Annotated in this window: 22 protein-coding genes and 1 other annotated feature; of the genes, 14 read left to right on the top strand and 8 right to left on the bottom strand. The window is 45.1% G+C overall.

The features are described 5' to 3' along the window. Positions 1 to 4 precede the first annotated feature (4 nt). A complete protein-coding gene (locus ACUXV2_RS00675) occupies positions 5 to 253 on the bottom strand; it encodes an alpha/beta-type small acid-soluble spore protein (protein WP_446245148.1) in 249 nt (82 codons plus the stop codon). A 184-nt stretch (positions 254 to 437) separates the two neighbouring features. Between ACUXV2_RS00675 and ACUXV2_RS00680 the strand changes: the two genes are divergently transcribed. Both ACUXV2_RS00680 and ACUXV2_RS00685 read left to right on the top strand, forming a co-directional pair. Further along, entirely contained in the window at positions 438 to 1,895 is a 1,458-nt protein-coding gene (locus tag ACUXV2_RS00680; protein ID WP_446245149.1) for an alanine/glycine:cation symporter family protein, read from the top strand. A gap of 252 nt (positions 1,896 to 2,147) precedes the next feature. Continuing rightward, on the top strand, positions 2,148 to 3,317 hold the full coding sequence (locus ACUXV2_RS00685; protein WP_446245150.1) for an acyl-CoA dehydrogenase family protein: 1,170 nt from the start codon (positions 2,148 to 2,150) through the stop codon (positions 3,315 to 3,317). 51 nt (positions 3,318 to 3,368) lie between these two features. Here the strand turns inward: ACUXV2_RS00685 and ACUXV2_RS00690 are convergent, their stop codons facing one another. The 3 genes from ACUXV2_RS00690 to ACUXV2_RS00700 all read right to left on the bottom strand — a co-directional run bounded on the left by ACUXV2_RS00690 (position 3,369) and on the right by ACUXV2_RS00700 (position 6,119). Continuing rightward, complete coding sequence (locus ACUXV2_RS00690; RefSeq protein WP_446245151.1) at positions 3,369 to 4,442, bottom strand: aromatic acid exporter family protein; 1,074 nt, start codon at positions 4,440 to 4,442, stop codon at positions 3,369 to 3,371. Between the two features lie 211 nt (positions 4,443 to 4,653). After that, positions 4,654 to 4,980, bottom strand: a complete 327-nt coding sequence (locus ACUXV2_RS00695; RefSeq protein ID WP_446245152.1) for a cyclic-phosphate processing receiver domain-containing protein — start codon at positions 4,978 to 4,980, stop codon at positions 4,654 to 4,656. A 200-nt stretch (positions 4,981 to 5,180) separates the two neighbouring features. Next, positions 5,181 to 6,119: a glycerophosphodiester phosphodiesterase gene (locus tag ACUXV2_RS00700; RefSeq protein WP_446245153.1), complete on the bottom strand. Its 939-nt coding sequence runs from the start codon at positions 6,117 to 6,119 to the stop codon at positions 5,181 to 5,183. A gap of 313 nt (positions 6,120 to 6,432) precedes the next feature. Between ACUXV2_RS00700 and ACUXV2_RS00705 the strand changes: the two genes are divergently transcribed. Further along, positions 6,433 to 7,482 carry a hypothetical protein gene (locus tag ACUXV2_RS00705; RefSeq protein WP_446245154.1) on the top strand — a complete coding sequence of 350 codons (1,050 nt, stop codon included), beginning with the start codon at positions 6,433 to 6,435 and terminating at the stop codon, positions 7,480 to 7,482. Between the two features lie 215 nt (positions 7,483 to 7,697). After that, the gene (locus ACUXV2_RS00710) at positions 7,698 to 8,984 is read left to right on the top strand and encodes an ATP-binding protein (protein WP_446245155.1); all 1,287 of its coding nucleotides are present in this window, start codon (positions 7,698 to 7,700) and stop codon (positions 8,982 to 8,984) included. A gap of 179 nt (positions 8,985 to 9,163) precedes the next feature. On the opposite strand, the gene ACUXV2_RS00715 is transcribed toward ACUXV2_RS00710, so the two are convergent. Next, entirely contained in the window at positions 9,164 to 9,766 is a 603-nt protein-coding gene (locus ACUXV2_RS00715; RefSeq protein WP_446245156.1) for a YczE/YyaS/YitT family protein, read from the bottom strand. Between the two features lie 102 nt (positions 9,767 to 9,868). On the opposite strand from ACUXV2_RS00715, the gene ACUXV2_RS00720 reads away from it, so the two are divergent. Then, positions 9,869 to 12,145, top strand: a complete 2,277-nt coding sequence (locus ACUXV2_RS00720; RefSeq protein ID WP_446245157.1) for a helicase C-terminal domain-containing protein — start codon at positions 9,869 to 9,871, stop codon at positions 12,143 to 12,145. A gap of 41 nt (positions 12,146 to 12,186) precedes the next feature. Here ACUXV2_RS00720 and ACUXV2_RS00725 read toward each other — a convergent pair whose 3' ends face one another. Then, the gene (locus ACUXV2_RS00725; protein WP_446245158.1) at positions 12,187 to 12,621 is read right to left on the bottom strand and encodes a ferritin-like domain-containing protein; all 435 of its coding nucleotides are present in this window, start codon (positions 12,619 to 12,621) and stop codon (positions 12,187 to 12,189) included. Positions 12,622 to 13,162: 541 nt separating this feature from the next. On the opposite strand from ACUXV2_RS00725, the gene ACUXV2_RS00730 reads away from it, so the two are divergent. Beyond that, positions 13,163 to 13,408 carry a YkuS family protein gene (locus ACUXV2_RS00730; protein WP_446245159.1) on the top strand — a complete coding sequence of 82 codons (246 nt, stop codon included), beginning with the start codon at positions 13,163 to 13,165 and terminating at the stop codon, positions 13,406 to 13,408. Between the two features lie 333 nt (positions 13,409 to 13,741). Here the strand turns inward: ACUXV2_RS00730 and ACUXV2_RS00735 are convergent, their stop codons facing one another. Then, on the bottom strand, positions 13,742 to 14,704 hold the full coding sequence (locus tag ACUXV2_RS00735; protein ID WP_446245160.1) for a S8 family peptidase: 963 nt from the start codon (positions 14,702 to 14,704) through the stop codon (positions 13,742 to 13,744). Positions 14,705 to 15,000: 296 nt separating this feature from the next. Here ACUXV2_RS00735 and ACUXV2_RS00740 point away from each other — a divergent pair, with 296 nt between their 5' ends. Further along, positions 15,001 to 15,525 carry a superoxide dismutase family protein gene (locus tag ACUXV2_RS00740; protein ID WP_446245161.1) on the top strand — a complete coding sequence of 175 codons (525 nt, stop codon included), beginning with the start codon at positions 15,001 to 15,003 and terminating at the stop codon, positions 15,523 to 15,525. Between the two features lie 43 nt (positions 15,526 to 15,568). Here the strand turns inward: ACUXV2_RS00740 and ACUXV2_RS00745 are convergent, their stop codons facing one another. Then, positions 15,569 to 16,912, bottom strand: a complete 1,344-nt coding sequence (locus ACUXV2_RS00745) for a sodium-dependent transporter (protein ID WP_446245162.1) — start codon at positions 16,910 to 16,912, stop codon at positions 15,569 to 15,571. A gap of 63 nt (positions 16,913 to 16,975) precedes the next feature. Then, positions 16,976 to 17,185, bottom strand: a binding site (T-box leader). A 186-nt stretch (positions 17,186 to 17,371) separates the two neighbouring features. Between ACUXV2_RS00745 and ACUXV2_RS00750 the strand changes: the two genes are divergently transcribed. The 7 genes from ACUXV2_RS00750 to paaD all read left to right on the top strand — a co-directional run bounded on the left by ACUXV2_RS00750 (position 17,372) and on the right by paaD (position 24,550). Continuing rightward, the gene (locus ACUXV2_RS00750) at positions 17,372 to 18,487 is read left to right on the top strand and encodes an NAD(P)/FAD-dependent oxidoreductase (RefSeq protein ID WP_446245163.1); all 1,116 of its coding nucleotides are present in this window, start codon (positions 17,372 to 17,374) and stop codon (positions 18,485 to 18,487) included. Between the two features lie 121 nt (positions 18,488 to 18,608). After that, positions 18,609 to 20,165, top strand: a complete 1,557-nt coding sequence (locus ACUXV2_RS00755; protein WP_446245164.1) for an ABC-F family ATP-binding cassette domain-containing protein — start codon at positions 18,609 to 18,611, stop codon at positions 20,163 to 20,165. A gap of 352 nt (positions 20,166 to 20,517) precedes the next feature. After that, on the top strand, positions 20,518 to 21,843 hold the full coding sequence (locus tag ACUXV2_RS00760) for a phenylacetate--CoA ligase family protein (RefSeq protein WP_446245165.1): 1,326 nt from the start codon (positions 20,518 to 20,520) through the stop codon (positions 21,841 to 21,843). A gap of 73 nt (positions 21,844 to 21,916) precedes the next feature. Next, positions 21,917 to 22,870 carry a 1,2-phenylacetyl-CoA epoxidase subunit PaaA gene (gene paaA / locus ACUXV2_RS00765; protein WP_446245166.1) on the top strand — a complete coding sequence of 318 codons (954 nt, stop codon included), beginning with the start codon at positions 21,917 to 21,919 and terminating at the stop codon, positions 22,868 to 22,870. Positions 22,871 to 22,885: 15 nt separating this feature from the next. Then, a complete protein-coding gene (paaB, locus tag ACUXV2_RS00770; protein WP_446245167.1) occupies positions 22,886 to 23,242 on the top strand; it encodes a 1,2-phenylacetyl-CoA epoxidase subunit PaaB in 357 nt (118 codons plus the stop codon). After that, a complete protein-coding gene (gene paaC, locus ACUXV2_RS00775) occupies positions 23,239 to 24,057 on the top strand; it encodes a 1,2-phenylacetyl-CoA epoxidase subunit PaaC (RefSeq protein ID WP_446245168.1) in 819 nt (272 codons plus the stop codon). The genes paaB and paaC overlap by 4 nt, the downstream gene beginning before the upstream one ends. A 13-nt stretch (positions 24,058 to 24,070) precedes the next feature. Further along, positions 24,071 to 24,550, top strand: coding sequence for a 1,2-phenylacetyl-CoA epoxidase subunit PaaD (gene paaD, locus ACUXV2_RS00780; protein WP_446245169.1), 480 nt, complete (start codon positions 24,071 to 24,073; stop codon positions 24,548 to 24,550). The last annotated feature ends 38 nt before the right edge of the window (positions 24,551 to 24,588 follow it).

Consider the following 24,588-nt stretch of genomic DNA (forward strand, 5'->3'; position numbering starts at 1 on the left):
TCTGTCACTTCTTATTCAAATTCTCCTGAGCCATCCTCACTAATTCCTTAACCATATTACCGCCCATCCTGCCGCCGATCTTTCCGGCTTGTTCAGATGTCAGTTTCCCATTATACCCTTTATCAAGCGGGATTCCCTGTTCCCTTGCAGCTTCAAACTTTGCTTCTTTTGGATCATTCACTCCGGAAACCCTTGCTTTCAGCTGGTCCATTGCTTCACGGGCTTCTGGTACTAAAAGTTTTCGTCTCGACATATTCACTCCTCCTTTTTATCTTTAGGTTGCCCCAAAAATTTTTTTATACAGGCCGGGTCTTGTCAAATAAGGATTTTTACGTATAACGGCTTTTCCACGGATAAAAAAAGATTGTCTAATTTGTGTCAAATAAAATATAATTCTTAATAGTTAGATAATTTTTAGGAGAAAAGGGGGAAACACTGTGGAAGAATTTGTAGGCAAATTGGTGGGCATTCTCTGGTCACCCGTCATGATTTACTTTTGTTTAGGTGTAGGTCTTTTATTTTCTATCTTAACAAGGTTTTTACAGGTGCGACTCATTAAGGACATGGTAGTGCAGATGTTCAGGGGGAGCAGCTCTAAATCAGGGGTATCCTCATTCCAGTCCCTGGCACTTTCGCTGTCAGGCCGTGTAGGAACGGGGAATATCGCAGGAACAGCAACTGCCATCGCGTTCGGTGGACCGGGTGCGGTATTCTGGATGTGGACCATCGCATTTATCGGGGCGAGCAGTGCCTTTATCGAATCAACCCTGGCACAGATTTACAAAGTAAAGCAAGATGGCGAGTACCGAGGGGGGCCGGCTTATTATATCGAAAAAGGGATCGGCTGGAAATGGTATGCGGTATTATTCTCGTTGGCCACTCTGCTTGCAATCGGTGTGTTAATGCCGGGGATTCAATCGAATTCCATCGCGCTTGGGCTTGAGAATGCATTTGGTCTCAATACGTCTGTGACAGGTATCGGACTAGTGGTTCTTCTTGCCGTGATCATCTTCGGGGGAGTCAAGAGAATTGCCGGAGTAGCTTCCTATGTCGTTCCTTTCATGGCAATTGCGTATATCCTTTTGGCTTTAGTAATCGTTGGGATGAACATTGGAGAGATTCCTGCTGTCATTTCACTTATTTTCAGCAGCGCATTTGGTGCCGACGCAGCATTCGGTGGAATCATCGGAAGCGCGATTGCTTGGGGTGTAAAACGTGGGGTTTACTCCAACGAAGCTGGTCAAGGTACAGGACCTCACCATGCAGCGGCAGCTGAAGTTTCCCACCCTGCGAAACAAGGTTTGGTGCAGGCATCTTCGGTTTATATTGATACGTTGCTAGTATGTTCTGCTACGGCATTCATGATTCTATTCACTGGTGCTTACAATGTAGAAAAACCTGATGGAACACCGATCGTTACGAACTTGGAAGGTGTGGAGGCGGGTCCTGCTTATACACAGGCTGCGATTGAATCGGTCATTCCGGGATTCGGTGCTGGATTCGTAGCAGTTGCCTTATTCTTCTTTGCTTTTACAACGATCATGGCGTACTACTATATGGCTGAAACCAATGTGGCGTATTTATTAAAAGGCAAGAACGCCAAACCGGCCATTTTCGTGCTTAAATTTGTCCTGCTTGGAGTCACGTTCTACGGAGCTGTCAAAGAAGCTGCTCTTGCCTGGGCTCTTGGGGACATCGGTCTTGGAATCATGGTATGGCTGAACTTGATTGCCATCCTGATCCTTGCTAAACCTGCTCTTCTTGCTCTGAAAGATTACGAAGAACAGAAGAAACAGGGTCTTGATCCAGTCTTCAACTCCACAAAACTTGGTATCAAAAACGCTGAGTATTGGGAACAGGAATATAAAGTAGAAAAAGAAGAAAGTGCTTCTTAAATAAGGAAAAGAACCTGCTGCATGCTATTCGACGCAGCAGGTTTTTTGTGTATAAAAACAATCCAGTCGGTCTCTATGCGAAAAACAGCATACATAAGAATGGTTTTAAGGAAGAATAAACGATAGATAACATAATAATATCGGAATGAATCTTAATCTATTCTGATTGGTTTAGTCGGACAAAATCTTTGAGTCGTAAAAAAAGATTGATTATCATAGAAGTAAGTGACTGTTGATCGAAGGAGGATCCAAATGGATTTATATGAACCATATCTTCAAAATGAACGTCAGCGGAAATTGCTTGAATCAACAGGGAAGCTCGCAGATTCGTTCTCAAAACGTGCTGAAAGGTTTGATCGGGAAGAAGCGTTCCCTTTTGAAAATTTCTCTGATTTAAAGAAAGCGGGTTATGTGTCATTATCTGTACCGAAGGAATATGGGGGGGAAGAGATCAGCTTGTATGAACTTGTGATGCTTCAGGAGAGACTGGCCACAGGTGATGCAGCGACTTCACTATCGATTGGATGGCATTTAGGCGGGTTGATGGAACTTACAGAAAATCGTCCATGGAAGGAAGAAGAATTCAAAAGCCTCTGCACCAAAATCGTGGAAGATCATGCGCTGTTGAACCGGGCGGCAACAGAACCGGCTACAGGAAGCCCGACACGCGGAGGACTCCCTGAAACAAAAGCAGTGAAATCCGGTGAGGGATGGGTATTAACAGGCCGTAAAACATTCACTTCGATGGCTAAAGCGTTGGATTATTCTTTAGTATCGGCACGGATAGGGGATTCAGGAGAGAAGGGATTCTTTTTGGTTGACCATTCCCTGGAGGGAGTAACGATTGAAGAGACGTGGGATACCATTTCGATGAAAGGGACCGGGAGTGATGACCTCGTCCTTCATGATGTCTCTCTTCCTGCCAGGGCCTTAGTCGAACGTGACAGCGACAAAGCTGACACCGTGGATGAACTTCCAAAAGCCTGGCTCCTGCATATTCCCGCCTGCTATATTGGTGTGGCGATTGCCGCCAGGAATGAAGCCATCCGATTCGCTAAGGAGTATTCACCTAACAGCCTGCCGGGGCCAATAAAGGATGTTCCAGAGGTCCAAAGGAAAATCGGAGAAATCGAATTGGAGCTTTTTAAAGCAAGGCAGATTCTTTACTCAACTGCCGATCGATGGGTGAAAGAACCGGATAAACGGGCAGGAATGGCAGCGGAACTGGCTTCTGTAAAGCATATCGTAACGAACAGCGCTTTTCAGATTGTGGACACTGCCATGAGGATCGTCGGTGCAAGAAGTCTGTTCAGGTCAAACCCGATGCAGCGTTACTACCGGGATGTGAGAGCCGGCCTCCATAATCCCCCGATGGATGACATGGTCATATCCATGCTTGCAGGGAGAGCGTTAAAAGAATAAGTAATACGAAGAAAAGGCTCGCTTGGGGGAGAAAGAACCCTAGCGAGCCTTTTACGTTTGTAATGTTTTTTCCAGGACGTTTTCATGCTGCTTATCAAGTACATGCAGTTCATTTAATTCTTCTAACAAATCATGAATTGATAGCAGTTCGTAAAGCAAAACAGTCTCGCATGAAAAATGATGCCTAATTGATTGGAAGGGCTTGCTGTGCAGGTCATCGTGTTCTTCCCAGAATTCTTGAAGCAGATCCTTCATCAGGATGAAATGCCCCTCCTGCATGTCGTAAGAAGGATGATGCAGGATGGCCTTAAGAGACTGAACAGCCTGAAGAATCTTATCCTTCTCTTGTTGAGTGAAAGATTCGTTTTGGACCGGGAGATAAATGAGATTACCGATATGAAAATGGATTTGCCTCAAAAGGTTGAGCTTCTTGAATTGATAATGGTGGTTCCGCAGCTCTTTGCGGCTTGAGCGGTGAAGCTTCATTTCCTCTTTCTCATACTCACAAAGGATATTCGTTTTATCAATTTCACGCGTGATGTCATTAAAGATCAATTTCGTTTCACGATGTAAAGAGTGGCTATGAAGGACTTCAATTCCTCTTTTTTCTAATAAATTGCCTGTCTTCACATATAAGTCATGGATATTCCTGCTGATTATCGGGGAATATTTCGGTGGCAAGATCCAGAGATTCACCAAGGTGGAAACAATCAGCCCCAAACTGGTCGTTCCGAGTCTAGTGAAGAATGTTGCTATGTAATGGTCATGAATCGTCGGAATCATGGCGATTCCAGTCAACGTGGCAACAAGTATTCCGGCATCCAGACGCAGCTTATGACAGGTTATGATCGTCAGAATCGCAACGAGAGCGTACGTAATTGCGTGATCTCCCAGTAAAGGAGAGATGATTACAGCAAATAAGGCACCGAGTGCAGATGCAGGAAATCGTATAAACGCTTTTTTAATTGAATCGGCTGCAGTCGGCTCTATTGTCACAATGGCCGTAATGACTGCAAACATGGCCGGCCAATTTAACAGTTCGCAGACAAAAGCCGTCAGAAAAACCGCGATCCCGGTCTTAGCGATCCTTCCACCCGCAAACCTGAACTTTTTAAGGAAATTCATAGACTACTACCCTTTCTGGAAAATATCTCTTTTTTACATTATAAAGAAAATGAATGGGAAAAGAAAAACGGTTGAAAAAATATACGGTAGGAAACCTGAGTGACCTGAGTGGAGTAAGGCATCGGAAGTGTTGAGCGGAATACGGCTGCGGTGTTCAATAGTGCCAAACCAAAAAAGAACTGCTCTCAAGGAACAGTTCTTATATATGAAATTATCTAAGAGGTAACGGCCGTAATGAAACACGGATCGTCCGGGGCATTAAATTTTGATTCTGAGCCTCTTTCAAAAACCTGAACATTTGTTTCCCGGCAACAGAGTTTGCCGAGTGAATTGTAATGGAATCAGCGAACAATTGATGTTTAACCATGTAATGTACAAGCATGAGTCCATTTCTCGTTTTGCATTCCAAGTCATGATCCAATGAAAGATGAGAGATAGCATATCTCTCGAGCAGGTCGATACATTCATCAATGTCTTTCGCTAGAATGTAACCTTGGGGACAGTGTCGATAATCATCTAAAAACACATTTACTGTCATCATTATTCTACTTTCGTTGATTTGACTTACCTTCACCCTAACAGACTATTGGGGAATCTTATATAGGTACAAAGTACTATTGGATGTGCAATGTTATTGTACAAGTATGATAAATGACTTGTATACGCTCAAGAATCTGTTGAAGTCTGAGCACATACATACTTTTAATAGAAACCATGAACCACCGGCACCGACCCATTTCACTTATTCTCCAGCAGGTCCAAAAGAAGGTCGGGACGGTCCGTTATGATTCCGTCAGCACCAGCATGAATCAATCGTTTCATCGTTTGTTGATCATTCACTGTCCAATAATGAACAGGTAGATTTAAGCGATGAGCACCGTCGATCAGCCGCGGATCCGTTAAGTCAACTTCTCCTTTTAGCAGCGGCAGCTGAAATGCGTCAACTTTCGGTTTGTAAAGATTCCTTAAGAAAAGCTTGTGCAGAATAACAAATTTCTTCACCTCTTGTGTTCCGCCCTGGACAGCAACACGACCTTCAGATCGTTTCAGGAAACGATCGATGATGGTCTGATCGAAAGATGCGATGAGGATGTTATTCTCCATACCATATTCCTCAATCAGTTCCATCAATTCATTAATGATTTCATCCAATCTTTCACGCGGATTGTCATCTTTGATTTCGATGTTTATTTTCATTTGAGGAAAACGCTGAAATACTTCTTCAAGCGTAGGGATATAAACACCCCGTCCCCGATATGGATATTCCCCGCCGGCATCCTGAAACGCATAGCCTGCGTCTAACCGCTGCAGTTCCTTTAATGAGTAATCAGCCACATATCCCGTCCCGTCCGTAGTGGCATCAACCGTAGGATCATGAATGGTCACCAGATGTCCGTCCCTGGTGATATGTATATCTGTTTCAATTACATCAACGCCAAGATCTTCAGCATTTTGAAAGGCTTCAATTGTATTACCCGGCGCCAGAAGCTTGCCTCCTTGGTGGGCAATCACAAGCGGTTTGTTTTGTCCGTTTTCAAAGAATGGATGGGGTTGTCCCTGGTCTGGCGGCAGGAAGTAGGCAAGGCTGAAGAAAGCTCCTGTAAAAAGGATAAGTGAAATCAACAATAATGGTTTGGTCCGCTTTGGTTGGGAGTGGCTGGGTTTAAGGTAGTTCATTGACAGTCATCCTTTATCAGAGTAGTTCGGGTGAATTCTTCTTCCTTAATATGTATTATGCGAGGGGACAGGACATGAATGGTTTTCGGATTAATTTTTTCACTCTGTTAAACAGAGTAGGTGACGTCCACTTTTTCGCGTAAAAGAACGGTCACCGCAGAACATTCCTAAATGAAAGTGAGAGAATGATAAGTAATTGTGACTATTCTAAGGAGTTTTTTCTCTTTGGAGTAAAATAATTACTTTTAAGAGAAACTTTTATTGTTTTTAAGCGTAATATATATTACTCTATAAAGTAAGGAGGCGCTTTCATATGCAAGATAATTTATCATTGAATGTTTCATTGCTTCGCCGCCGGGTCCCTAATTTGACCACTGCCGCAAAAGCAGTAGGCCTGAGACCCGCAACAGTTTCAAATCTTTGTACCGGTAAAATATCGGTCGGACGCGCAGAAGTGAGAACGTTGGTCACTTTGGCTAATCTCGCCAATTGTTCTCTGGATGAATTAATTATTCAAGGAGGAAGATTACGTATGATTGAAACGGGAATTAAATCAATTGATTTATTTGCTCCAATAGTGAAAGGCGGAATCAACGGGTTTGTTGCAAGAGCACAGGTCGGCCAATTGGTCGTATTGGCGGAAATCACTCAAAATTTAAAAGAAAAGGGTTTCGAAACCATCTTGCTGACACCGGATCAGGAATTCATAGGGTTGAGTGATCTTGAAGGCTTTGTGGATGCGAAGGTGCATTCAATCGAGGATGCATTCGCTGAAGTTTCTTTAAGGGATGAAAAAGAAAAGGTCATATTACAGGTGGACCGCTCATTTGTGGTTTCCGGAGATCTCTATGAAATGAGAGAGCGATTTGAAGCGGGGGGCTTCCCTGATATAACCACGATATTATTCGATCCGAGCGGGACGGCAGTGGATGAAGATGATCCTTATGGCCCTCTGGATACGATGTGTTATTTCGATATCGACTTGGCAAGCCGCGGAATCTATCCCGCAATCCATCCAGTTCAGTCCACCTCTTTATTAGTGGAGGAAGAAAGTCTGGAAGATAGCCATACGTCTGCAAATCGCAAAGCGAAAAAACTGCTGAGGCGCTATAAAGAGATTCGGGTCTTATTAAATTCTCTCGGAAAAGATAAAATACCTGAAGCGGATCTTGAGCTTTACACCATTGGGGAAAGACTAGAAGCGTATCTCAGTCAGCCGTTTCATGTTGCAGAAGAATTCACACGCCTCAAAGGGGAACGGGTTTCCGTACAGGACAGCATTAAAGATATCGAAAAAATCCTTTCTGGGGATTACAACCACTTAAAACCAGCCGAATTAAAGTTTAAGGGTAAAGTAAGCTGATAACTTAAAAGGTAGGGGACTATTCTTTCGATAGACAAAGATAGTCCCTGTTTAAACGCCCTGGAAAGGCGTTTTTTTTGCTCATTTGTAATAGGAACAAGCTCCTAAGGAAACGACTTTTTCATTTATATGTCGACAAAAAAGAGGATTACCATCGGCGAATGTCGTATGAGTATAGTACTGATTCTAAATAATTGTTCCTGGGAGTTTAATCAATGATTATTGAGAAATTATTACTGCATGTATTGATTATTTTAGCTCCAATATTGATTCAGACCTCTTTATTAGAACAACATCGATTAGGGAAGTCACCTGTTTTTATCGGGATTCTGCATGGTATTGCAGCTTTTACTTGTATGATTTTTGCCTATGAAAGTTTTGGTCTGTTTTGGGATTTTCGCTATATCCCTTTGGTTTTGTCCATGCTTTATGGCGGGAGGAAATCAGGCCTGATCGTCATTGTATTTATATTGGCAGCAAGGATCCTCAACGGCGGGGATGCCCTCTTGTTTGGCTTTGTCAGTGTATTTTTAGCCGGGATCCTGCCTTTTCTCATATCAAATAAATTCTGGACCTATCCCCCGAAGAAAAGAATCTCCTTTGCTGTACTCCTCGGGTTCTGGCCAGCCTTTGTCATGCTTGGAATCCTGATAACATTTGCACTTATGCGCGGGGTGCCGATGACCGGGAATACCGAAATGTTGACCTATGTCCTGATATTCGGCGGAATCCAGGTCCTGGGCGTGGGGCTGGCCGCGCGCTTGAATGAATGGATGATCGAAAAAAGTATGATGAGAGAAGAAATCATAAAATCAGAAAAACTTAACACAATCGGGGAACTGGCTGCATCGATTGCGCATGAAGTGAGAAATCCATTAACAGTCGTAAAAGGGTTCCTTCAGTTAATGAAAAAGCAGGTAAAAGGCGACCATCATGAATACCTTACCATCGTGCTTGGTGAACTTGGAAGGGCAGAAGAAATCATCAATGATTACCTGAACTTTGCGAAACCTGAGTTTGAAAAAGTGGAAAAGGTAAATGTACGTGAGGTCCTGGCTGATGTGACGATGTTGATGAATGCATATGCGCTAAAAGATGGTGTCTTCCTAGAAGGCAGCTTTAAAGAAAATGGTTATATACATACTGATCGAAACAAACTTAAACAGGCGTTTGTAAATGTCATCAAAAACGCGATTGAAGCTACACCCGCCCAGGGCAGGGTCAATGTAAGCATGGAAGTGAAGAGAGGTCGGGGCATCATTACCATCCAAGACACTGGTATAGGGATGACAAAGGATGAACTTTCCCGTATTGGAACCCTTTTTTATACTACGAAAGCTCGTGGAACGGGCCTGGGGACAAGTGTGTTCAAAAGAATCATCGAGGCATTGGACGGAGACGTGCACTACGATAGTAAAGTCAATGAAGGTACTTGCGTCACCATTCACCTGCCAATCCAGAAAGAAACGTCGGATGAAGGATTACAAGAGAATGTGATGTAGGGGAAAACACTTAGAGGGGCTAGGTGTTTTTTTATGTTTTATGAAGGCGGGTTTATGATCGTCCAGCTCCGGCGGCTTAGAGGCTCGAGGTCATAAGATGGGAATACCAAAAAGGCAAAAAGCGCCTTTCCGGTATTCCCACCTTATGCTTGTCGGGTCTGGTCGAGCCGCCTCCGCTTTTAAGAAGCCCATTTACCGTACATATGTTCCATGATAGGATAGAAGAAATGAATGATGAATCCGAGGGTGCAGGCGACGATGACGGTTCCGATGCCGACCGCTCCATGAAAGACCATGGCAAGTGTGATGGCTATTGCCTCGTTGAGCAGACGGGCATTGCGAAGGTTGAGGCCAAAGCGCATGTGAATCGCGATCATGAACGTATCCATCGGGCTTGAGGGGAGTTTGGCCTGCATATAAATGGCGATGCCGATGCCGAGGATCAATATACCTGTGATGACGAAAGAAAGCTGCTGGATGAAGCTGGTGGGCTCCAGGTGTAAAAGGCCGTTCGTAATCCAGAAGTCCACCATCATCCCGATGATGAATATGGATAAAGCCGCCAGCCATTGAATCCGTTCTCTCAGTAATATCGCATTGATGACGATGAGTATGCAGCCATTAATGAAGATGCATGTCCCGATACTGAGATGAAATAAGTAAGACTCCCCTACGGCCAGTGCATCCCATGGAGCTGCTCCCAGGTTTCCTTTAATGATGAGAGAGACTCCGAAAGAAAGACATATGAGTCCGATGCAGTAAAAGGCGAATCTTACTTTCATTCTATTATCCTCCGTTCGATTCAGAAATTAGTCTACTATCAACGATATGAGTTGTCCCAACAAGTTAGAAGTATTTTTTAGTGAAGGTCGTGGTGAGACTTTGTGGAAAAAGTGAAGGTGTCTGTCAGGGAACTGGTTGAATTCGTTTATAAAGAAGGAAGCATCGACTTGAAATTCCAAGCCCGTTCTTCGATGACGATCGGAACGAGGCTGCATCAGCTCTTGCAAAAAGGTTATAAAGAGGGGGATGAAAAAGAGGTATTCCTGAAGGGGGAAATCGTATCCGGGGAAATCTCATTCGTCTTGGAAGGACGCTGCGACGGGATTCTATATGATGATGAGAACGTAAAGATTGATGAAATCAAATCCACTGCAAAAAACCTGTCTGATATCGATAAAGGTGCGCGTGTTCACTGGGCCCAGGCTGAGTGCTATGCTTATCTGCTGGCAAAAGAGAAAAAACTGGACTTCATCGATGTGCAGCTGACTTATATTCAAATTGACACAGAACAAGTGAAGGTTCTTGAAAAAACGTACTCCATCATAGACCTGGAAGACATCGTACGAAGCACACTTCTTGCCTTTACCCCTTTTGCCAAGGTGATCCTGAAAAATCGAAAAGAATTCCAGGATAGCATTTCTAAAGTTTCATTCCCGTACCCGTCTTTCAGAAAAGGGCAGAAGCAGCTTGCCGGTGCGGTCTATAAAACCATCACCGAAGAAAAATCACTTTATGCGAATGCACCTACCGGCACTGGAAAGACCATATCCACCCTTTTTCCGGCGTTGAAAGGAATGAGAGGTGAAGGTCCGGAGAAGTGGTTCTATCTTACGGCAAAAACGATCACGAGAACGGTGGCTGAGGAGACATTGGGGCTGCTCGAAGAACAAGGTCTCCATCAAACCTCGGTCACGATCACGGCAAAAGATAAAATCTGTTTCAAAGACGAAACCAACTGTCAAAAAGAGTATTGTGAGTATGCAAATGGCTATTATGATCGTATTAACGGGGCCCTTATCGATATCCTCAGCCATGAAACAGTTATGACCCGGGAGGTTATCGAACGATATGCAGTGAAACATAGGGTATGTCCCTTCGAATTTTCGATTGACCTCTCCTATTTAGTCGACGGAGTGATCTGCGATTATAACTATGTCTTCGACCCGAAAGTCTCCTTAAAGAGATTAGGTGAGGAAAGCAAAAAAAAGACGGTGTTATTGATTGATGAAGCGCATAATCTGGTCAACAGGGGAAGAGAGATGTTTTCAGCTTCATTAACCAAATCCTCTTTCCTGGAGGTGAAAAATCTTCAAGGAGCGCATGATGCTCTAAAAAAGAGCATCAACGCTGTTAACAAGCATTTCCTTTCAATGAAAAAAGAAATGACTGGCCAAGGGGAATGGAAAACAGAAAATAATCAGGAACTTACAGCGGTAATTGAAGCTTTTGTAGAAACCGCCGAGAAATGTCTGGGTGAGCAGGGGCAAGAGTGGTCACAGAGCTTCCTGCAATTATATTTTGATTCCCTGCACTTTGTCCGAATATCCAGGCTCTACTCAGACGAGCACCGATTCGTCCTTGATTCATCCGGAAAGGAATTGACTGTGAGACTCTTTTGCATCGATCCTTCCAGGTTGTTAGCCGGTGTGACGAAGCCCTATCATTCCTCCATCTTCTTTTCAGCCACCCTGCATCCATTTTCGTATTACTACCAGCAGTTGGGAGGAAGTGAAGGGGACTATCGATTCCTGATTCCTTCCCCTTTCGAAAAAGAACAATGGAAGGTGGAAGTCCAACCTATATCCACTCGTTTCAAGGATAGAGCACGGACATTGCCGCGGATCGTCCAATCGATTGCCGATGCTTTCACAAATAATCCAGGTCATTTCCTTGTGTTCTTTTCTTCATACGCTTATATGAGGGAAGCATATGATGAGTTGATGGAGCATTCACTGGAAGCCGATTATCTCATACAGGAAGCGAATATGAAGGAAGAAGAAAGAGAAGCATTTCTCCAATGCTTTCAGGCTGATGCGGAAAGACGTGTGCTTGGACTGGCCGTGTTGGGAGGGATTTTTTCTGAAGGGATCGATTTGAAAGGAGACCGATTGAATGGTGTCGTCATAGTCGGTGTCGGACTGCCGCAACCGGGATTGGAACAGGAAATGATGAAAGAATTCTACGAAGAGAACGGTAAGAATGGGTTTGATTATGCGTATGTATATCCTGGTCTGAACAAGGTGTTTCAATCAGGTGGAAGGCTGATCCGCTCAGAAGGCGATACAGGTGTTTTACGATTGATAGATGACCGATATTTAACTCAGAAGTATAGAGCGCTGCTGCCTGATGAATGGACGCCATTTAACGTCATAAAGTAAAACAAATATAAAAAAGACCGCTCATAGCGGTCTTTTTTAGGTTAGTTGAAAGAAGGATCTTTTAACAGACGGTCGAATTCCTCAAGGTGATGCGTTTCATCCGCAATCATGTCCTCTAGCTTGATGACAAGCTCAGTCAATCCAAGTTCATCAGCCTGTTCTTTACGTTTTTTATAGCGTTCGATTGTATCTGCTTCCGCTTTACGGCCTTCTTCAAGCATTTCCTTCACGTCGTCTGTCTGCTTGACAGGGGCAGGAGTCGTTGTTGGCTCTCCGCCTAACGTTTTTATTTTTTCTGCTAAGTATAAAGCGTGCCCCTGCTCATCAGGAATTTCCTCTTCGAAGAAAGGCTTCAATATTTGACGATATAAACCGCTGACTACCGCAGCGTAGTTAGTATACAGAATAACTGCCGCATATTCATTTGCTAAATCTTCATTTAAACCATCGATTAATTCTTTTTTCTTTGCATCCATTATGTTACCACCCTTTTGATTAGTTGTTTATATAGACTATTTACCCACGTGAGCTTGTGAGTAAACATATCCAATTGGATTTGAACACTCTTCGTTATTTTGTCTTGAATGAGCGTTTCTAAACATGTTTGGTTTAATATCTTAGAACGTTCCTTTCCGCTGCAGGCATTTGCTTTCCGCGGGGAGGAAGTCGAGCCTCCTCGTCGCTGGCGCTCCTGCGGGGTCTCGACCTTTCCTCTATTTCCCGTCGGAGTCAAACACCTTCTGCTCCAATCCACTCTGGGCTTTATGTCAGTGCCGAGAACAATCATTCAATTTTCCTCCAATAAATATCTAGTTTTAATTAATGAAATATTTCCTCTGGATAATGAACCTAGCTATCCAATAAAGGTCTTGTCCAGCAACAGCGGCAATATTAACGCAAAAAATCTTCAGAAGTTTGATGAATATCTTTTTCGCGGAAGGAAAATCCTAATGTTAGAAATATGAAAGCGGAGGCGGGCGTCCGCCGGAGCTTGATAAAAATTGGAGGTAGTTTGAGATGGGAAGAAGAATTGGTGTTGAAGAATCATTACAAAATGTTGTTCAGGCATTACGTGAAAAAGGACATGATGTTGTAGAGCTTAAGCAGGAAACAGATGCACAAGGGTGTGACTGCTGCGTTGTAACAGGAATCGACTCAAACGTGATGGGCATCCAGAATGCAGCCACACAAGGGTCTGTCATCGAAGCAAGCGGACTAAGCGCGGATGAAGTATGTCAGCAGGTTGAAAGCAGACTTCAATAGTTCTACGAATAATGATAATTCTTACAACAAACAGGACCGCCAACCGGCGGTCCTGTTTTGGGGTTCAAGAAATTTCACTTCGAAGATTGTCCAGCTGCAGGGCTTAGAGGCACATGTCATAAGCCAAACCGGCCAAGAAGGCAAAGAACGCCTTCCAGTCCGGTTCGTCTTATGCCACCCGCCTCTGAACGAAGCCCTTCCGCCTTTCTATTGTCCAGCTCCGGCGGCTAGCCCCTCGAGGTCATAAGCTAAATGGTTCAAGAAGGCAAAAAACGCCTTCCCGGCCCATTCATCTTATGCTTGTCGGGGCTGGGTAAGCCGCCTCTGCTTTTCTTATCCAATATGAGCCAAGGGCTGATTCCGTATATGTTCCTTCAAGAGGTCAGGGGCGGTCAAATACAGCAGGCCGTTCCCTTCAAGCGTTTTTGGAAAGTTCAGTGGAACGGTCCTTTTTATCAGCTGGGCATATATTTCTGATTCAGATAAGTCCCGTGCAAAGGACTCCTGCTCAAACTGTTTGATAAGGGCAAGGGCACCGGACACGTGTGGAGCTGCCATGGATGTTCCGCTGAGCTTGGCGAATTTGTCACCAGGGATGGTGGATAATATTTTTTCACCGGGTGCAACCAGGTCTACTTCGTTGTTCGAATTGGTGAAGTAGGAAGAATTTCTTTGAAGGTCGATCGAACCGACTGAGATGACCTCATTATAAGAGGCAGGATATGAGAATTCGTCTGTCGAGCTGTTGGAATCTCCTTCATTTCCAGCTGCACATACGACTAAAATGTTGGCATCGACAGCTCTTTGGATCACTTTATGCAAAGGTTCATAATCGGAAGGTCCTCCTAGTGACATGGAGATGATATCTGCGCCTTGGTCGATTGCGTACTGGATGCCGTTAACAATCCAATCGTATTTCCCGCTTCCACGGCTTCCTGCCAGGACCTTTATGACAAGCAGCTCAGCAAGAGGAGCGACGCCGATCACGCCCTGACCATCTTCATTCGCAGCGATCGTACCTGCCACATGCGTTCCGTGACCGCTGTAGTCTGTCACATTATCCTCTGCACCTCCGTCATCATCCGTGAAATTTCGATAACCTTTTACCTTGCCTTTCAGGTCCGGATGGTTTACATCACAACCTGTATCAAGAACCGCAACCGTTATTCCATTTCCTTTATAACCATTTTTCCATAGGCTTGGAGCTTGGATTAAATCAATGCCTTTGGGAATTTCATTCGTATCAGCCACCATTTCATCCATGAAATATGGAATTAACCTGATTTCACCTTGCATATCAATCCCTCCTGAAAATGGTATTTTACATTGAGGAAAAATCTGAAGTTTCAGAAAATATAACATTTTTCGGACGAGATTTCCAGTGTATTTTGTAATAGGAAAATTAAACCATCGGTTGTTTCGTATGGATATACCCTGCTGATCCCAAAAATTTAAACAAACGTTTGTTTAATTCTGAAACGGTTGATACCAATGGCCCGGAGGAGTTTAAACAAACGTTTGAATGAATTGGTATGAACGTCTATTTTCTTTCATAAAGTGGTTATGAAGGACACAGTGAAGGAGGAGGCACGATGAATTATTACCAATACGGCTATCCTGCCTATTCATACTATCCTTATAGAAATATGCCAGCGATGGCTTATGCCATGATCCAGGGAGGACCGCTCGCTCCCAAGTTGAACGGATATGTCTTCTTTCGGGAAGTCCCGAATGGAGTAGAAGTATTCATAGAGGTGCATGGGCTTCCGCAGTATCAAAAGGGAAGCGGGGATAAAAAGCCTGTCGGGCCGCATGGATTTCACCTTCATGAAAAAGGAGTATGTGAAGTCGGAGATAAGGAAGAACCTTTTCAATCTGCAGGCGGGCATTGGAATCCAGATAATCAGCCGCACGGCAATCACGCGGGCGATTTTCCGGTCCTGTTCTCCAACGACGGCTACACCAAAATGTCTTTCTTTACGAACAGATTCAAAGTGGAGGATGTCATCGGGAAGGGAGTCATCATCCATCAGAATCCAGATGATTATAGATCCCAGCCTTCCGGAGATGCGGGGAAGCGGCTGGCTTGCGGTGTGATCATGAAGTATGGGATGTAAATGAAAAACGCGGACCTCTCAGATGGAGGTCCGCGTTTTCTTTCTACAAGATTCCAAGCACATCAAGCATGACGGCAATGATCAATATCGGAGCGATGAAACGGATGAGGAAATACCATGTTTCAAATAATCCTCTCTTTAATCCGCTCCCGCGCTTCAGCTCTTCAAAAAGAGCCGTCTTCTTCATCTTGATCGGGATGAATAAGGCTATAAGCAGGGAACCGATCGGCAGCAGTACATTGCTCACTGTAAAATCAGCCAAATCGAAAATCGTTTTTCCGAAAATGATGACATCGCCGAGTACCCCATAAGATAATGCAGAAGGAACACCGAAAGCGAAAATAGCCAGTCCGATGATCCACGACCATTTCTTGCGTCGTGCAGGATCCCCTTTTGAAATGACGGAAACGATGATTTCCAGCATCGAAAAGGCGGATGTCAGAGCTGCAAACAAGAACAATATTAGAAATGCGATAAAGAACAGCATTCCGAATGGCAGCTGATTAAAGATGGTCGGCAGAACATTGAATAATAGGACAGGCCCTGCACCAGGCTCAAGTCCGAATGAGAACACTGCCGGAAAAACGGCAAGTCCAGCCAGAAGAACGATAAAGATGTTCATCGCTACAATGGAGCCGGCTGAGCGGGGAAGGCTTTGATCCTTCGGCAGGTAAGAGCTGTAGGTCACCATGACCGAAACCCCGACGCTCAGTGTGAAAAAGGATTGTCCCATCGCTTCCAATATCGTTTGCGATGTTACTTTTGAAAAATCGGGCTCAAGCAGGAATATGATCCCTTCCATTGCGCCGTCAAGTGTCACTGCCCTGAGGACAAGAATGATGAATAGCACAAAAAGTGCAGGCATCATGATTTTACTTGCCCGTTCGATTCCCTCCTGAACCCCTTTGGCAACGACAAGGATCGTCATCAGGATAAAGAGGAATTGAAAAAATACGCTCAAGCCCGGATTTGAAATCGTAGCTCCGAAAAGCTCTCCGTATTGCTCGGAGGTGAGTCCGCTCATCTGACCTGTCACCGCTTTGTATAAATAAACGACGATCCACCCTCCAACGACACTGTAGAAGGATAAAAGGATGAAGGATGTAATCATCCCAAGTATGCCCACCCAGTGCCATTTGGTGCCGGGGGCTATTTTTTTGTACGAATCAACCGCATTGCTTTGGGCTGTCCGCCCGATCGAGAATTCTGCAAGCAGTAATGGAAGTCCGAGTAGTAAAGTAAATAGAATAAAGATCAGGAAAAATGCTCCGCCTCCATTTTGACCTGCGGTATAAGGGAATTTCCAGATGGCCCCCAGTCCGATTGCAGAACCGGCTGCTGCCAGGATAAAACCAAGTTTTGATGACCATTGTTCACGTTGACTCATATTCAATCTCCTTTCTGTTTGTATTTTTTCCGCTTTAAACATAAAAAAATCGCCCCTACAATTTGTAGGGACGATTGAATATCGCGGTACCACCCTAGTTATGAGAAAATGTTCTCACCACTCGAATAAAATAACGGCTGCGCCGTCTTTTGATCACGTCAAAAGAAGCTCCAGAATCGAAATTCGCTAAAGCATTTATGTACCGATTCGCACCATCCATCGGCTCTCTTAAACAGGGAAATGTTCGCTACTAGTTTCCTTCAAAGCTTGTTCAATATTAGGTTATTCAAGTTTTATCATGAAACGAAACGACTTGTCAATAAATTTCGAAAATACAAATATTGTATTCTTTCGGTGAAACGCTTGCAAAACCAGTCATCACGTAAATTGTTTCCGTTCACTTTCTCTTGTAAAATAAAAAGAATGAGTAAGAAAATATGAACGGAAAAGGTGTTTGTAATGAAACATATCATTGTCATCGGCGCTGGCATTCTCGGCGCATCAACAGCCTATCATCTCAGTAAAAAAGGGGCAAGGGTTACACTCATAGACAGACAGGACCGCGGTCAGGCAACAGAAGCGGCAGCAGGTATCGTATGTCCATGGCTGTCCCAAAGGCGAAATAAGGTGTGGTACCGCCTTGTAAAAGGCGGAGCGAAGTACTATCCTCAATTGATAGAAGAGTTGGAAGCACTTGGTGAAACCGAAACCGGTTATCGGCGGGTAGGGGCCATCAGCCTTCACACCGACGATCAGAAGCTCGACAAGATGATTGAACGAGCGGTGAAGCGGCGAGGGGATGCTCCTGAAATGGGAGACATAACGAAGTTGACTGCAGCGGAAACGAAAGAACGATTTCCTCTTCTGGCAGAAGATTTTGCATCTGTACATGTCAGCGGAGCGGCAAGGGTGGACGGAAGGGCCCTGCGAAATGCTCTTATAAGCGCTGCTGAAAAAAATGGCGCGGACTTCCGATACGGAGATGCCAAAATCTTAGTGGCAAATGACCTTGTAACCGGAGTGAGGATAGGAGAAGAAATCATTCAATCCGATACAGTCATCGTCACGGCAGGGGTTTGGGCGAAGGAATTGTTCAGGGAGGCGGGCATTGATTTTAAAGTGTCTTCACAAAAAGCACAGATCCTTCACTTGGAAGTGCCGCAGGCGGACAGCAGCCAGTGGCCGGTTGTCATACCGCCTGGCAGCCAATACCTTCTTGGCTTTCCCGGCGGAAAAGTGGTTGCAGGAGCTACCCATGAAGATGAAGCAGGCTTTGACTTCAGGGTGACAGCCGGAGGTGTATATGAAGTCCTCCACAAAGCGATCGAAGTCGCCCCGGGCATCGAAAACAGTACGGTTGCAGAGACAAGAGTGGGCTTCCGTCCGTTCACTCCAGGGTTCCTGCCTGTATTCGGAGCGGTCCCGGGCCTCGACGGGGCATTCACTGCCAACGGCCTCGGGGCTTCCGGCTTGACGGCAGGGCCGTATCTTGGCTCCGAACTTGCCAAGCTGGTGATGGGGGAAGAAACGGAACTTGACCCTTCAGATTATTGTGTAGCGGATGCCATTGGATGATCCGACAATCACATTGTGCAAGTAACGATTTTCCTCTATCTTCTATAAGCCATGACCTTTATAATAGAGAGAGTGTGTGTTAAGAAAACCATTAGTTTATATAGAAAAGGTGTAATCATATATGAGTTTATTATCTGTTAAGAACCTGACCCACGGTTTCGGTGACCGTGCAATTTTCAACGATGTCTCTTTCCGCTTGCTGAAGGGGGAGCACATCGGCTTAATCGGGGCAAATGGTGAAGGGAAATCAACCTTCATGAACATCATCACGGGTAAGCTAGAGCCGGATGAAGGAAAAGTGGAATGGGCAAAGCGCATCCGCATCGGTTATCTTGATCAGCATGCCCAGCTGAAGCAGGGTATGACGATCCGTGATGTATTGAAGACGGCGTTTCAGTACCTGTTTGACATGGAAGCTGAAATGAACGAACTATTTGGAAAAATGGGGGATGCGTCCCCGGAAGAGCTTGAAGAACTGCTTGAGGAGACGGGCACCCTTCAAGACGCATTGACGAATAATGACTTCTATATCATCGATGCGAAGGTGGAAGAAATCGGGCGCGGGCTTGGCCTCGATGATATCGGTTTGGACAAGGATGTCCACGACTTGAGCGGAGGACAAAGAACAAAGGTCCTGCTGGCTAAGCTTTTACTCGAAAAGCCGGACATTTTACTTCTGGATGAGCCGACCAACTACCTTGATGAACAGCATATCGAATGGTTGAAGAGATATCTTCAGGAATATGAAAATGCGTTTATCCTGATCTCGCATGATATCCCATTCTTGAATAGCGTCATCAATCTGATCTACCATATGGAAAATCAGGAATTGAACCGCTATGCCGGGGATTACCACGAATTCAAAAAAGTCCACGAGATGAAGAAGCAGCAGCTTGAAGCCGCTTATAAAAAGCAGCAGCAGGAAATGAAGGATCTGAAGGATTTCGTGGCGCGCAACAAAGCACGGGTCTCCACACGTAACATGGCCATGTCCCGTCAGAAAAAACTGGATAAAATGGACGTCATCGAATTGGCAGCCGAAAAGCCGAAGCCTGAATTCAATTTCAAAATGGCGAGAACGGCCGGCCGTGTCATTTTTGAAACGAAGGACCTTGTCATCGGCTATGATACACCGCTTTCTAAGCCGCTCAATTTAAAAATGGAACGCGGACAGAAGATTGCCCTATCAGGTGCAAACGGAATCGGGAAGACAACCTTACTAAGAAGTATTTTAGGAGAAATCCGTCCGATCTCGGGTTCAGTCGAACTAGGGGATTACCTGCATATCGGCTACTTCGAACAGGAAATCAAAACCCAGAACTACAACACCTGTATCGAGGAAGTGTGGAATGAGTTCCCGTCCTTCAATCAGGCTGAAGTGCGTGCGGCCCTTGCAAAATGCGGCCTGACGACAAAGCACATCGAAAGCAAGGTCGAAGTGCTGAGCGGCGGGGAAAAAGCGAAGGTCCGCCTATGTAAGTTGATGAATAAAGAAAGCAACGTTCTCGTCTTTGACGAGCCGACCAACCATCTGGACGTCGAAGCGAAAGAAGAGTTGAAGCGCGCGTTGAAGGAATACAAAGGCACTGTTCTATTGATCAGCCACGAACCTGAATTTTATAATGATGTGGCGACTGAAGTGTGGAACTGTGAATCTTGGACGACGAAATTGTTTTAATAATATATGTAAAGTGCTCCCTTTGAGAAGGGGGCACTTTTTGTTATGGAGAAGAGGAGGGAGTGCCGGATTTTGTCGGGAAATCAGTAGTTCGCCCTTATTTTTCAGATGTCGCACATATATCAGCAACATCCCAAGAATCAGTTCAATCGACAACATCATTTAATCCTAGGTTGACTCTTAACCGGCTCAGCATGTTGTGTGTTTTAAATTTTCTGAAAATATATTGACAATTTCCCGTAAAGACGTTATCTTTTGAGTAGTTGAATATAACACATATTTTAATATACGGTTAAATAACGTTATATAAATATAGATTTATATAATGCTGATGTAAAAGGGGGCATAGATATTGATTTTGCATGAGATTGAAACCGCAAGTCGAGATCAAATGGAAAGCCTTCAACTAGAACGACTTCAAAAAACAGCCAGCTTAGTTTACCACTCCGTACCTTTTTACCGAAATCACTTCGAACAAAGAAACCTGCATCCAGACGATATCCGATCTTTAGAAGACTTAAAAATGTTACCGCTTACAACAAAGAAGGACTTGCGTGATCACTATCCATTTGGAATGTTCGCAGTGGAGCAGGAGGAGATGGTGAGAGTCCACGCTTCTTCCGGTACGAGCGGTAAGCCTACGGTCGTCGGCTACACCCAAAACGACATTGATATGTGGGGGGATATTGTAGCCAGGGCAATCGCGATGGCTGGAGGAAAACCAGGAAGCGTATTACACAATGCATATGGATATGGATTGTTCACCGGTGGACTTGGTCTTCACTACGGCAGTGAAAAACTCGGGATGATCACTGTGCCTGTATCGGGCGGCAATATCGATAGACAGATCACCCTGATTGAGGACTTTAAGCCTTCCGTTATATGCGGAACGCCTTCTTATGTGCTGAACCTGGCAGAGACGATTGAAGCCCAGGGTAAAGACCCGGCTTCACTTTCATTAGAGGTTGGGATTTTCGGTGCAGAACCGTGGTCCAATAAGATGAAGCAGACACTCGAGGAGATCCTTGGTATAAAAGCCTGCGATATTTATGGATTGAGCGAAGTAATCGGTCCCGGTGTTGGCATGGAATGCCCTGAAGCGCAGGACGGGCTTCATATAGCAGAGGATCATTTTCTTGTGGAAGTCATTCATCCCGACACTTTGGAACAGGTGCCTGATGGGGAAACGGGTGAACTGGTATTTACCAGCTTGACGAAAGAAGCGTTCCCGATCATCCGGTACAGGACGGGTGACATTGCTTCGATTCAGCATGGCACATGCTCTTGCGGCAGAACGACCGTCAAGATGTCGAGAGTGAAGGGACGGGCGGACGACATGCTGATCATCAGGGGTGTGAATGTTTTCCCTTCAGAAATGGAGCATCATCTCCTTGAGCTGAAAGAACTCGCTCCACATTATCAGGTGCACCTAAAGAAAAAGGGAGCCCTGGATACAGTAGAGCTTCAAGTTGAAATCAGTTCGGATTTCTTCGCCGGAATTTCGGGTAATATCGAGCATGATAAAGTCCGTGAATTAACATCGAAAGTAAAAAGGGTAATGAAGAACGGATGCCTTGTATCCATGGATGTAAACGTCAGGGCGCCCAAGGAAATACCGCGATCGGAAGGAAAGGCCATTCGAATCGTCGATCTTCGGGAAGAAGCGATTCTCCCATAAAAAATTTTGTCCAATAAACCTATTACATGTTAGTCAATCTTCGTGAAAACAGTGTGATAAAGGAGGCAGTGCAATGAGTCTGCAGATGACAGAAGAAGAGCATATGGCACGCTTTATGAAGAAAATCGAAAATGATGAAAAGATCGAGGCCGATGATTGGATGCCGGATGAATATCGGAATGCGTTGATCAAATTGATTTCGATGCACGGGATCAGTGAAATCATGGGTGCGCTCCCGGAAAAGGAATGGGTCCCGAAAGCCCCATCCCTTCGCAGGAAACTCGGCATCATGGCCAAGGTTCAAGATGAGATGGGCCATGGCCAGCTCCTGCTCCGCGTGGCAGAAGACCTGATGAAGCCTTATGGAAAAACAAGGGAACATATCATGAGGGATTTATTTTCAGGAGATTTGAAGTTTCATAATGTTTTCCACATGGAAGCCCCGACATGGGGGGATGCAGGATTGATCGGCTGGCTCGTGGATGGTGCTGCCATCATCTCGCAGACAAATATGCTGGGGGCATCGTATGGTCCTTATGCACGTGCACTGAAAAGGATCTGTGCGGAAGAAGTCTTCCACGCACAGCATGGTGAAGCGATCATCATGGCACTCGCAGAAGGAACAGATGAGCAAAAAGCTCTCGTACAGGATGCAATCAACCGTTGGTGGGAAGCACTTCTGATGTTTTTCGGACCGGCTGATGCAAAAACAACCGGCTCCTCGAAACAGGATATCACCATTAAATATAAAATCAGGACCAAAACAAATGAACAGCTCCGTCAGGACTTCTTCACCAAATATGTACCGCGGATGCTGTCTTTGGGACTCACGCTTCCTGATGAGACCATGTATTACGACGAAGAACAGGAGCTTTGGGTCTATAAACAGCCAGATTGGAGCCGCTTCAAAGAAATCATCCGCAATAACGGACCGAAATCAAAGGAACGCCTTCGCCTCCGGGAATTATCCTATGACAACAATGCCTGGGTACGCGAAGCACTGAGTCCAAGCGGGAGAGTCAGTTAGAAGGGAATGAGGGAGATGTCTGACAAGGGCCAGAATTTTTATCAGGAGTTTGAAGTGTTCAGCAAACGGTCGGACGGGGCGCCGATGCAGCATCAATTCAGTCTGCTTGCCCCGAATCATGAATTGGCGATGGTGATGGCTCAGGAGAATTTCATGAGGAGGGAACCGGTAGCGGATGTTTGGGTCGTAAAACGGTCGGATCTCAGAATGATGACGCCTGAAGAGAGAGAAAGTGTGAAGCGTCTGGATAATAAGGATTACCGGAATGCAAAAGGATATGGCTACCTTAAGAAAAAGTGGCGGCAATATGAACAGGAAATGCTTGATGAGAAAGAAATCATGTCCTGGGGAGAGTTGGTGAAAAAGAAATGATCGTGAAAAGTCCTGATGACATCCCGAATAAAGAGTATAAAGAAACATTGTTGAACCTGCTCTATCAGCTGGCGGATGATGATTTCATCCTTGCGTATCGCGGTTCTGAGTGGCTGGGACTTGCCCCCCACATTGAGGAAGACGTTGCATTCTCTTCCATAAATCAGGACACGATGGGCCACGCCACCATGTATTATCAACTGCTTGAAGAGCTTGGCGAAGGCAGTCAGGATTCACTTGCTCATGCCCGTCCGTCAAATCAAAGAAGAAACGCGATTCTTTTGGAGGAAGTGAATGGACCGGGAGATTATTTGACAGAACCCCGATACGATTGGGCTTTTGCCGTGGTCAGGCACTATTTTTACAGTGTTGCGAAAAAGGTACGCATCGATTCATTGAAAAACTCTTCATACGAACCATTGGCACAGCTCGCCATCAAGATTAATACGGAACTATACTATCATCTGCTTCACTGGAAGACGTGGTTCCTGCAGCTGGTAATCGCCGGCGGGGAAGCTGCAGTCCGTATGAGGGAAGCGATAGAAAGAGTGCTCGATGAATTCCAGGGTGTTCTTACATTGGGTCCGGCAGGCAAAGAAATGGCCGTCATGGGGCTGATTGAAGGAGAAGAGAATCTCATAAAGCGCTGGGAACTTTCCCTGCAGCCAGTCTTCCAATCTGCGAATCTGGCATTTCCTCCGAAAACAGGCATGAAAAAAGGTGATGGCCGCAAAGGAGAGCATACAGCAGACCTGGATCAAGCATTGTCTACTCTTAGTGAAGTATACAACTCAGATCCAGCAGCAACCTGGTAAAGGATGATCAGAAATGACAGAAACGGTTTGGAATGTCCTTCACTCTGTGAAGGATCCAGAAATTGATTCAATAAGTATCGTAGATTTGGGAATGGTGAATAGAATTATAGAGGGAGAAGGACGGGTCACGATTGAATTGCTTCCTACATTCATGGGCTGTCCCGCACTCGACATCATTAAATCGAATGTGTTGAAAGCATGTAAAGAGCAGTTGGGAACAGGGGAAGTGGATGTGAAATTCGTATATACCACACCCTGGACGTCCAGCCGGTTAACGGAAAAAGGCCGAGAAAGCCTCAAGGAATTCGGCATCGCGCCGCCGCCGAGGGACTTCACCGGAGAAGAAGACTGGCAGATTCACTGCCCATACTGTGATTCTCCATACACATCAATGGAGAACCTCTTCGGCCCAACCGCCTGCAGGAGCATCCTCTACTGCAAGCAATGCAAAAACCCGTTCGAGGCAATGAAGCCTATATCTACCATGGTGTAAGAAAAGCGGAGGCGGCGTATTCAGCTCATAAAAAAGTT

Source organism: Rossellomorea sp. NS-SX7 (assembly GCF_052828565.1).

Bases quoted from the DNA above. Each gene is read 5' to 3' on its own strand.
- ACUXV2_RS00675 (WP_446245148.1), bottom strand. From the start codon at position 253: ATGTCGAGACGAAAACTTTTAGTACCAGAAGCCCGTGAAGCAATGGAC.
- ACUXV2_RS00685 (WP_446245150.1), top strand. From the start codon at position 2,148: ATGGATTTATATGAACCATATCTTCAAAATGAACGTCAGCGGAAATTG.
- ACUXV2_RS00690 (WP_446245151.1), bottom strand. From the start codon at position 4,442: ATGAATTTCCTTAAAAAGTTCAGGTTTGCGGGTGGAAGGATCGCTAAG.
- ACUXV2_RS00695 (WP_446245152.1), bottom strand. From the start codon at position 4,980: ATGACAGTAAATGTGTTTTTAGATGATTATCGACACTGTCCCCAAGGT.
- ACUXV2_RS00700 (WP_446245153.1), bottom strand. From the start codon at position 6,119: ATGAACTACCTTAAACCCAGCCACTCCCAACCAAAGCGGACCAAACCA.
- ACUXV2_RS00705 (WP_446245154.1), top strand. From the start codon at position 6,433: ATGCAAGATAATTTATCATTGAATGTTTCATTGCTTCGCCGCCGGGTC.
- ACUXV2_RS00710 (WP_446245155.1), top strand. From the start codon at position 7,698: ATGATTATTGAGAAATTATTACTGCATGTATTGATTATTTTAGCTCCA.
- ACUXV2_RS00715 (WP_446245156.1), bottom strand. From the start codon at position 9,766: ATGAAAGTAAGATTCGCCTTTTACTGCATCGGACTCATATGTCTTTCT.
- ACUXV2_RS00725 (WP_446245158.1), bottom strand. From the start codon at position 12,621: ATGGATGCAAAGAAAAAAGAATTAATCGATGGTTTAAATGAAGATTTA.
- ACUXV2_RS00730 (WP_446245159.1), top strand. From the start codon at position 13,163: ATGGGAAGAAGAATTGGTGTTGAAGAATCATTACAAAATGTTGTTCAG.
- ACUXV2_RS00735 (WP_446245160.1), bottom strand. From the start codon at position 14,704: ATGCAAGGTGAAATCAGGTTAATTCCATATTTCATGGATGAAATGGTG.
- ACUXV2_RS00740 (WP_446245161.1), top strand. From the start codon at position 15,001: ATGAATTATTACCAATACGGCTATCCTGCCTATTCATACTATCCTTAT.
- ACUXV2_RS00745 (WP_446245162.1), bottom strand. From the start codon at position 16,912: ATGAGTCAACGTGAACAATGGTCATCAAAACTTGGTTTTATCCTGGCA.
- ACUXV2_RS00750 (WP_446245163.1), top strand. From the start codon at position 17,372: ATGAAACATATCATTGTCATCGGCGCTGGCATTCTCGGCGCATCAACA.
- ACUXV2_RS00755 (WP_446245164.1), top strand. From the start codon at position 18,609: ATGAGTTTATTATCTGTTAAGAACCTGACCCACGGTTTCGGTGACCGT.
- paaA (WP_446245166.1), top strand. From the start codon at position 21,917: ATGAGTCTGCAGATGACAGAAGAAGAGCATATGGCACGCTTTATGAAG.
- paaB (WP_446245167.1), top strand. From the start codon at position 22,886: ATGTCTGACAAGGGCCAGAATTTTTATCAGGAGTTTGAAGTGTTCAGC.
- paaC (WP_446245168.1), top strand. From the start codon at position 23,239: ATGATCGTGAAAAGTCCTGATGACATCCCGAATAAAGAGTATAAAGAA.
- paaD (WP_446245169.1), top strand. From the start codon at position 24,071: ATGACAGAAACGGTTTGGAATGTCCTTCACTCTGTGAAGGATCCAGAA.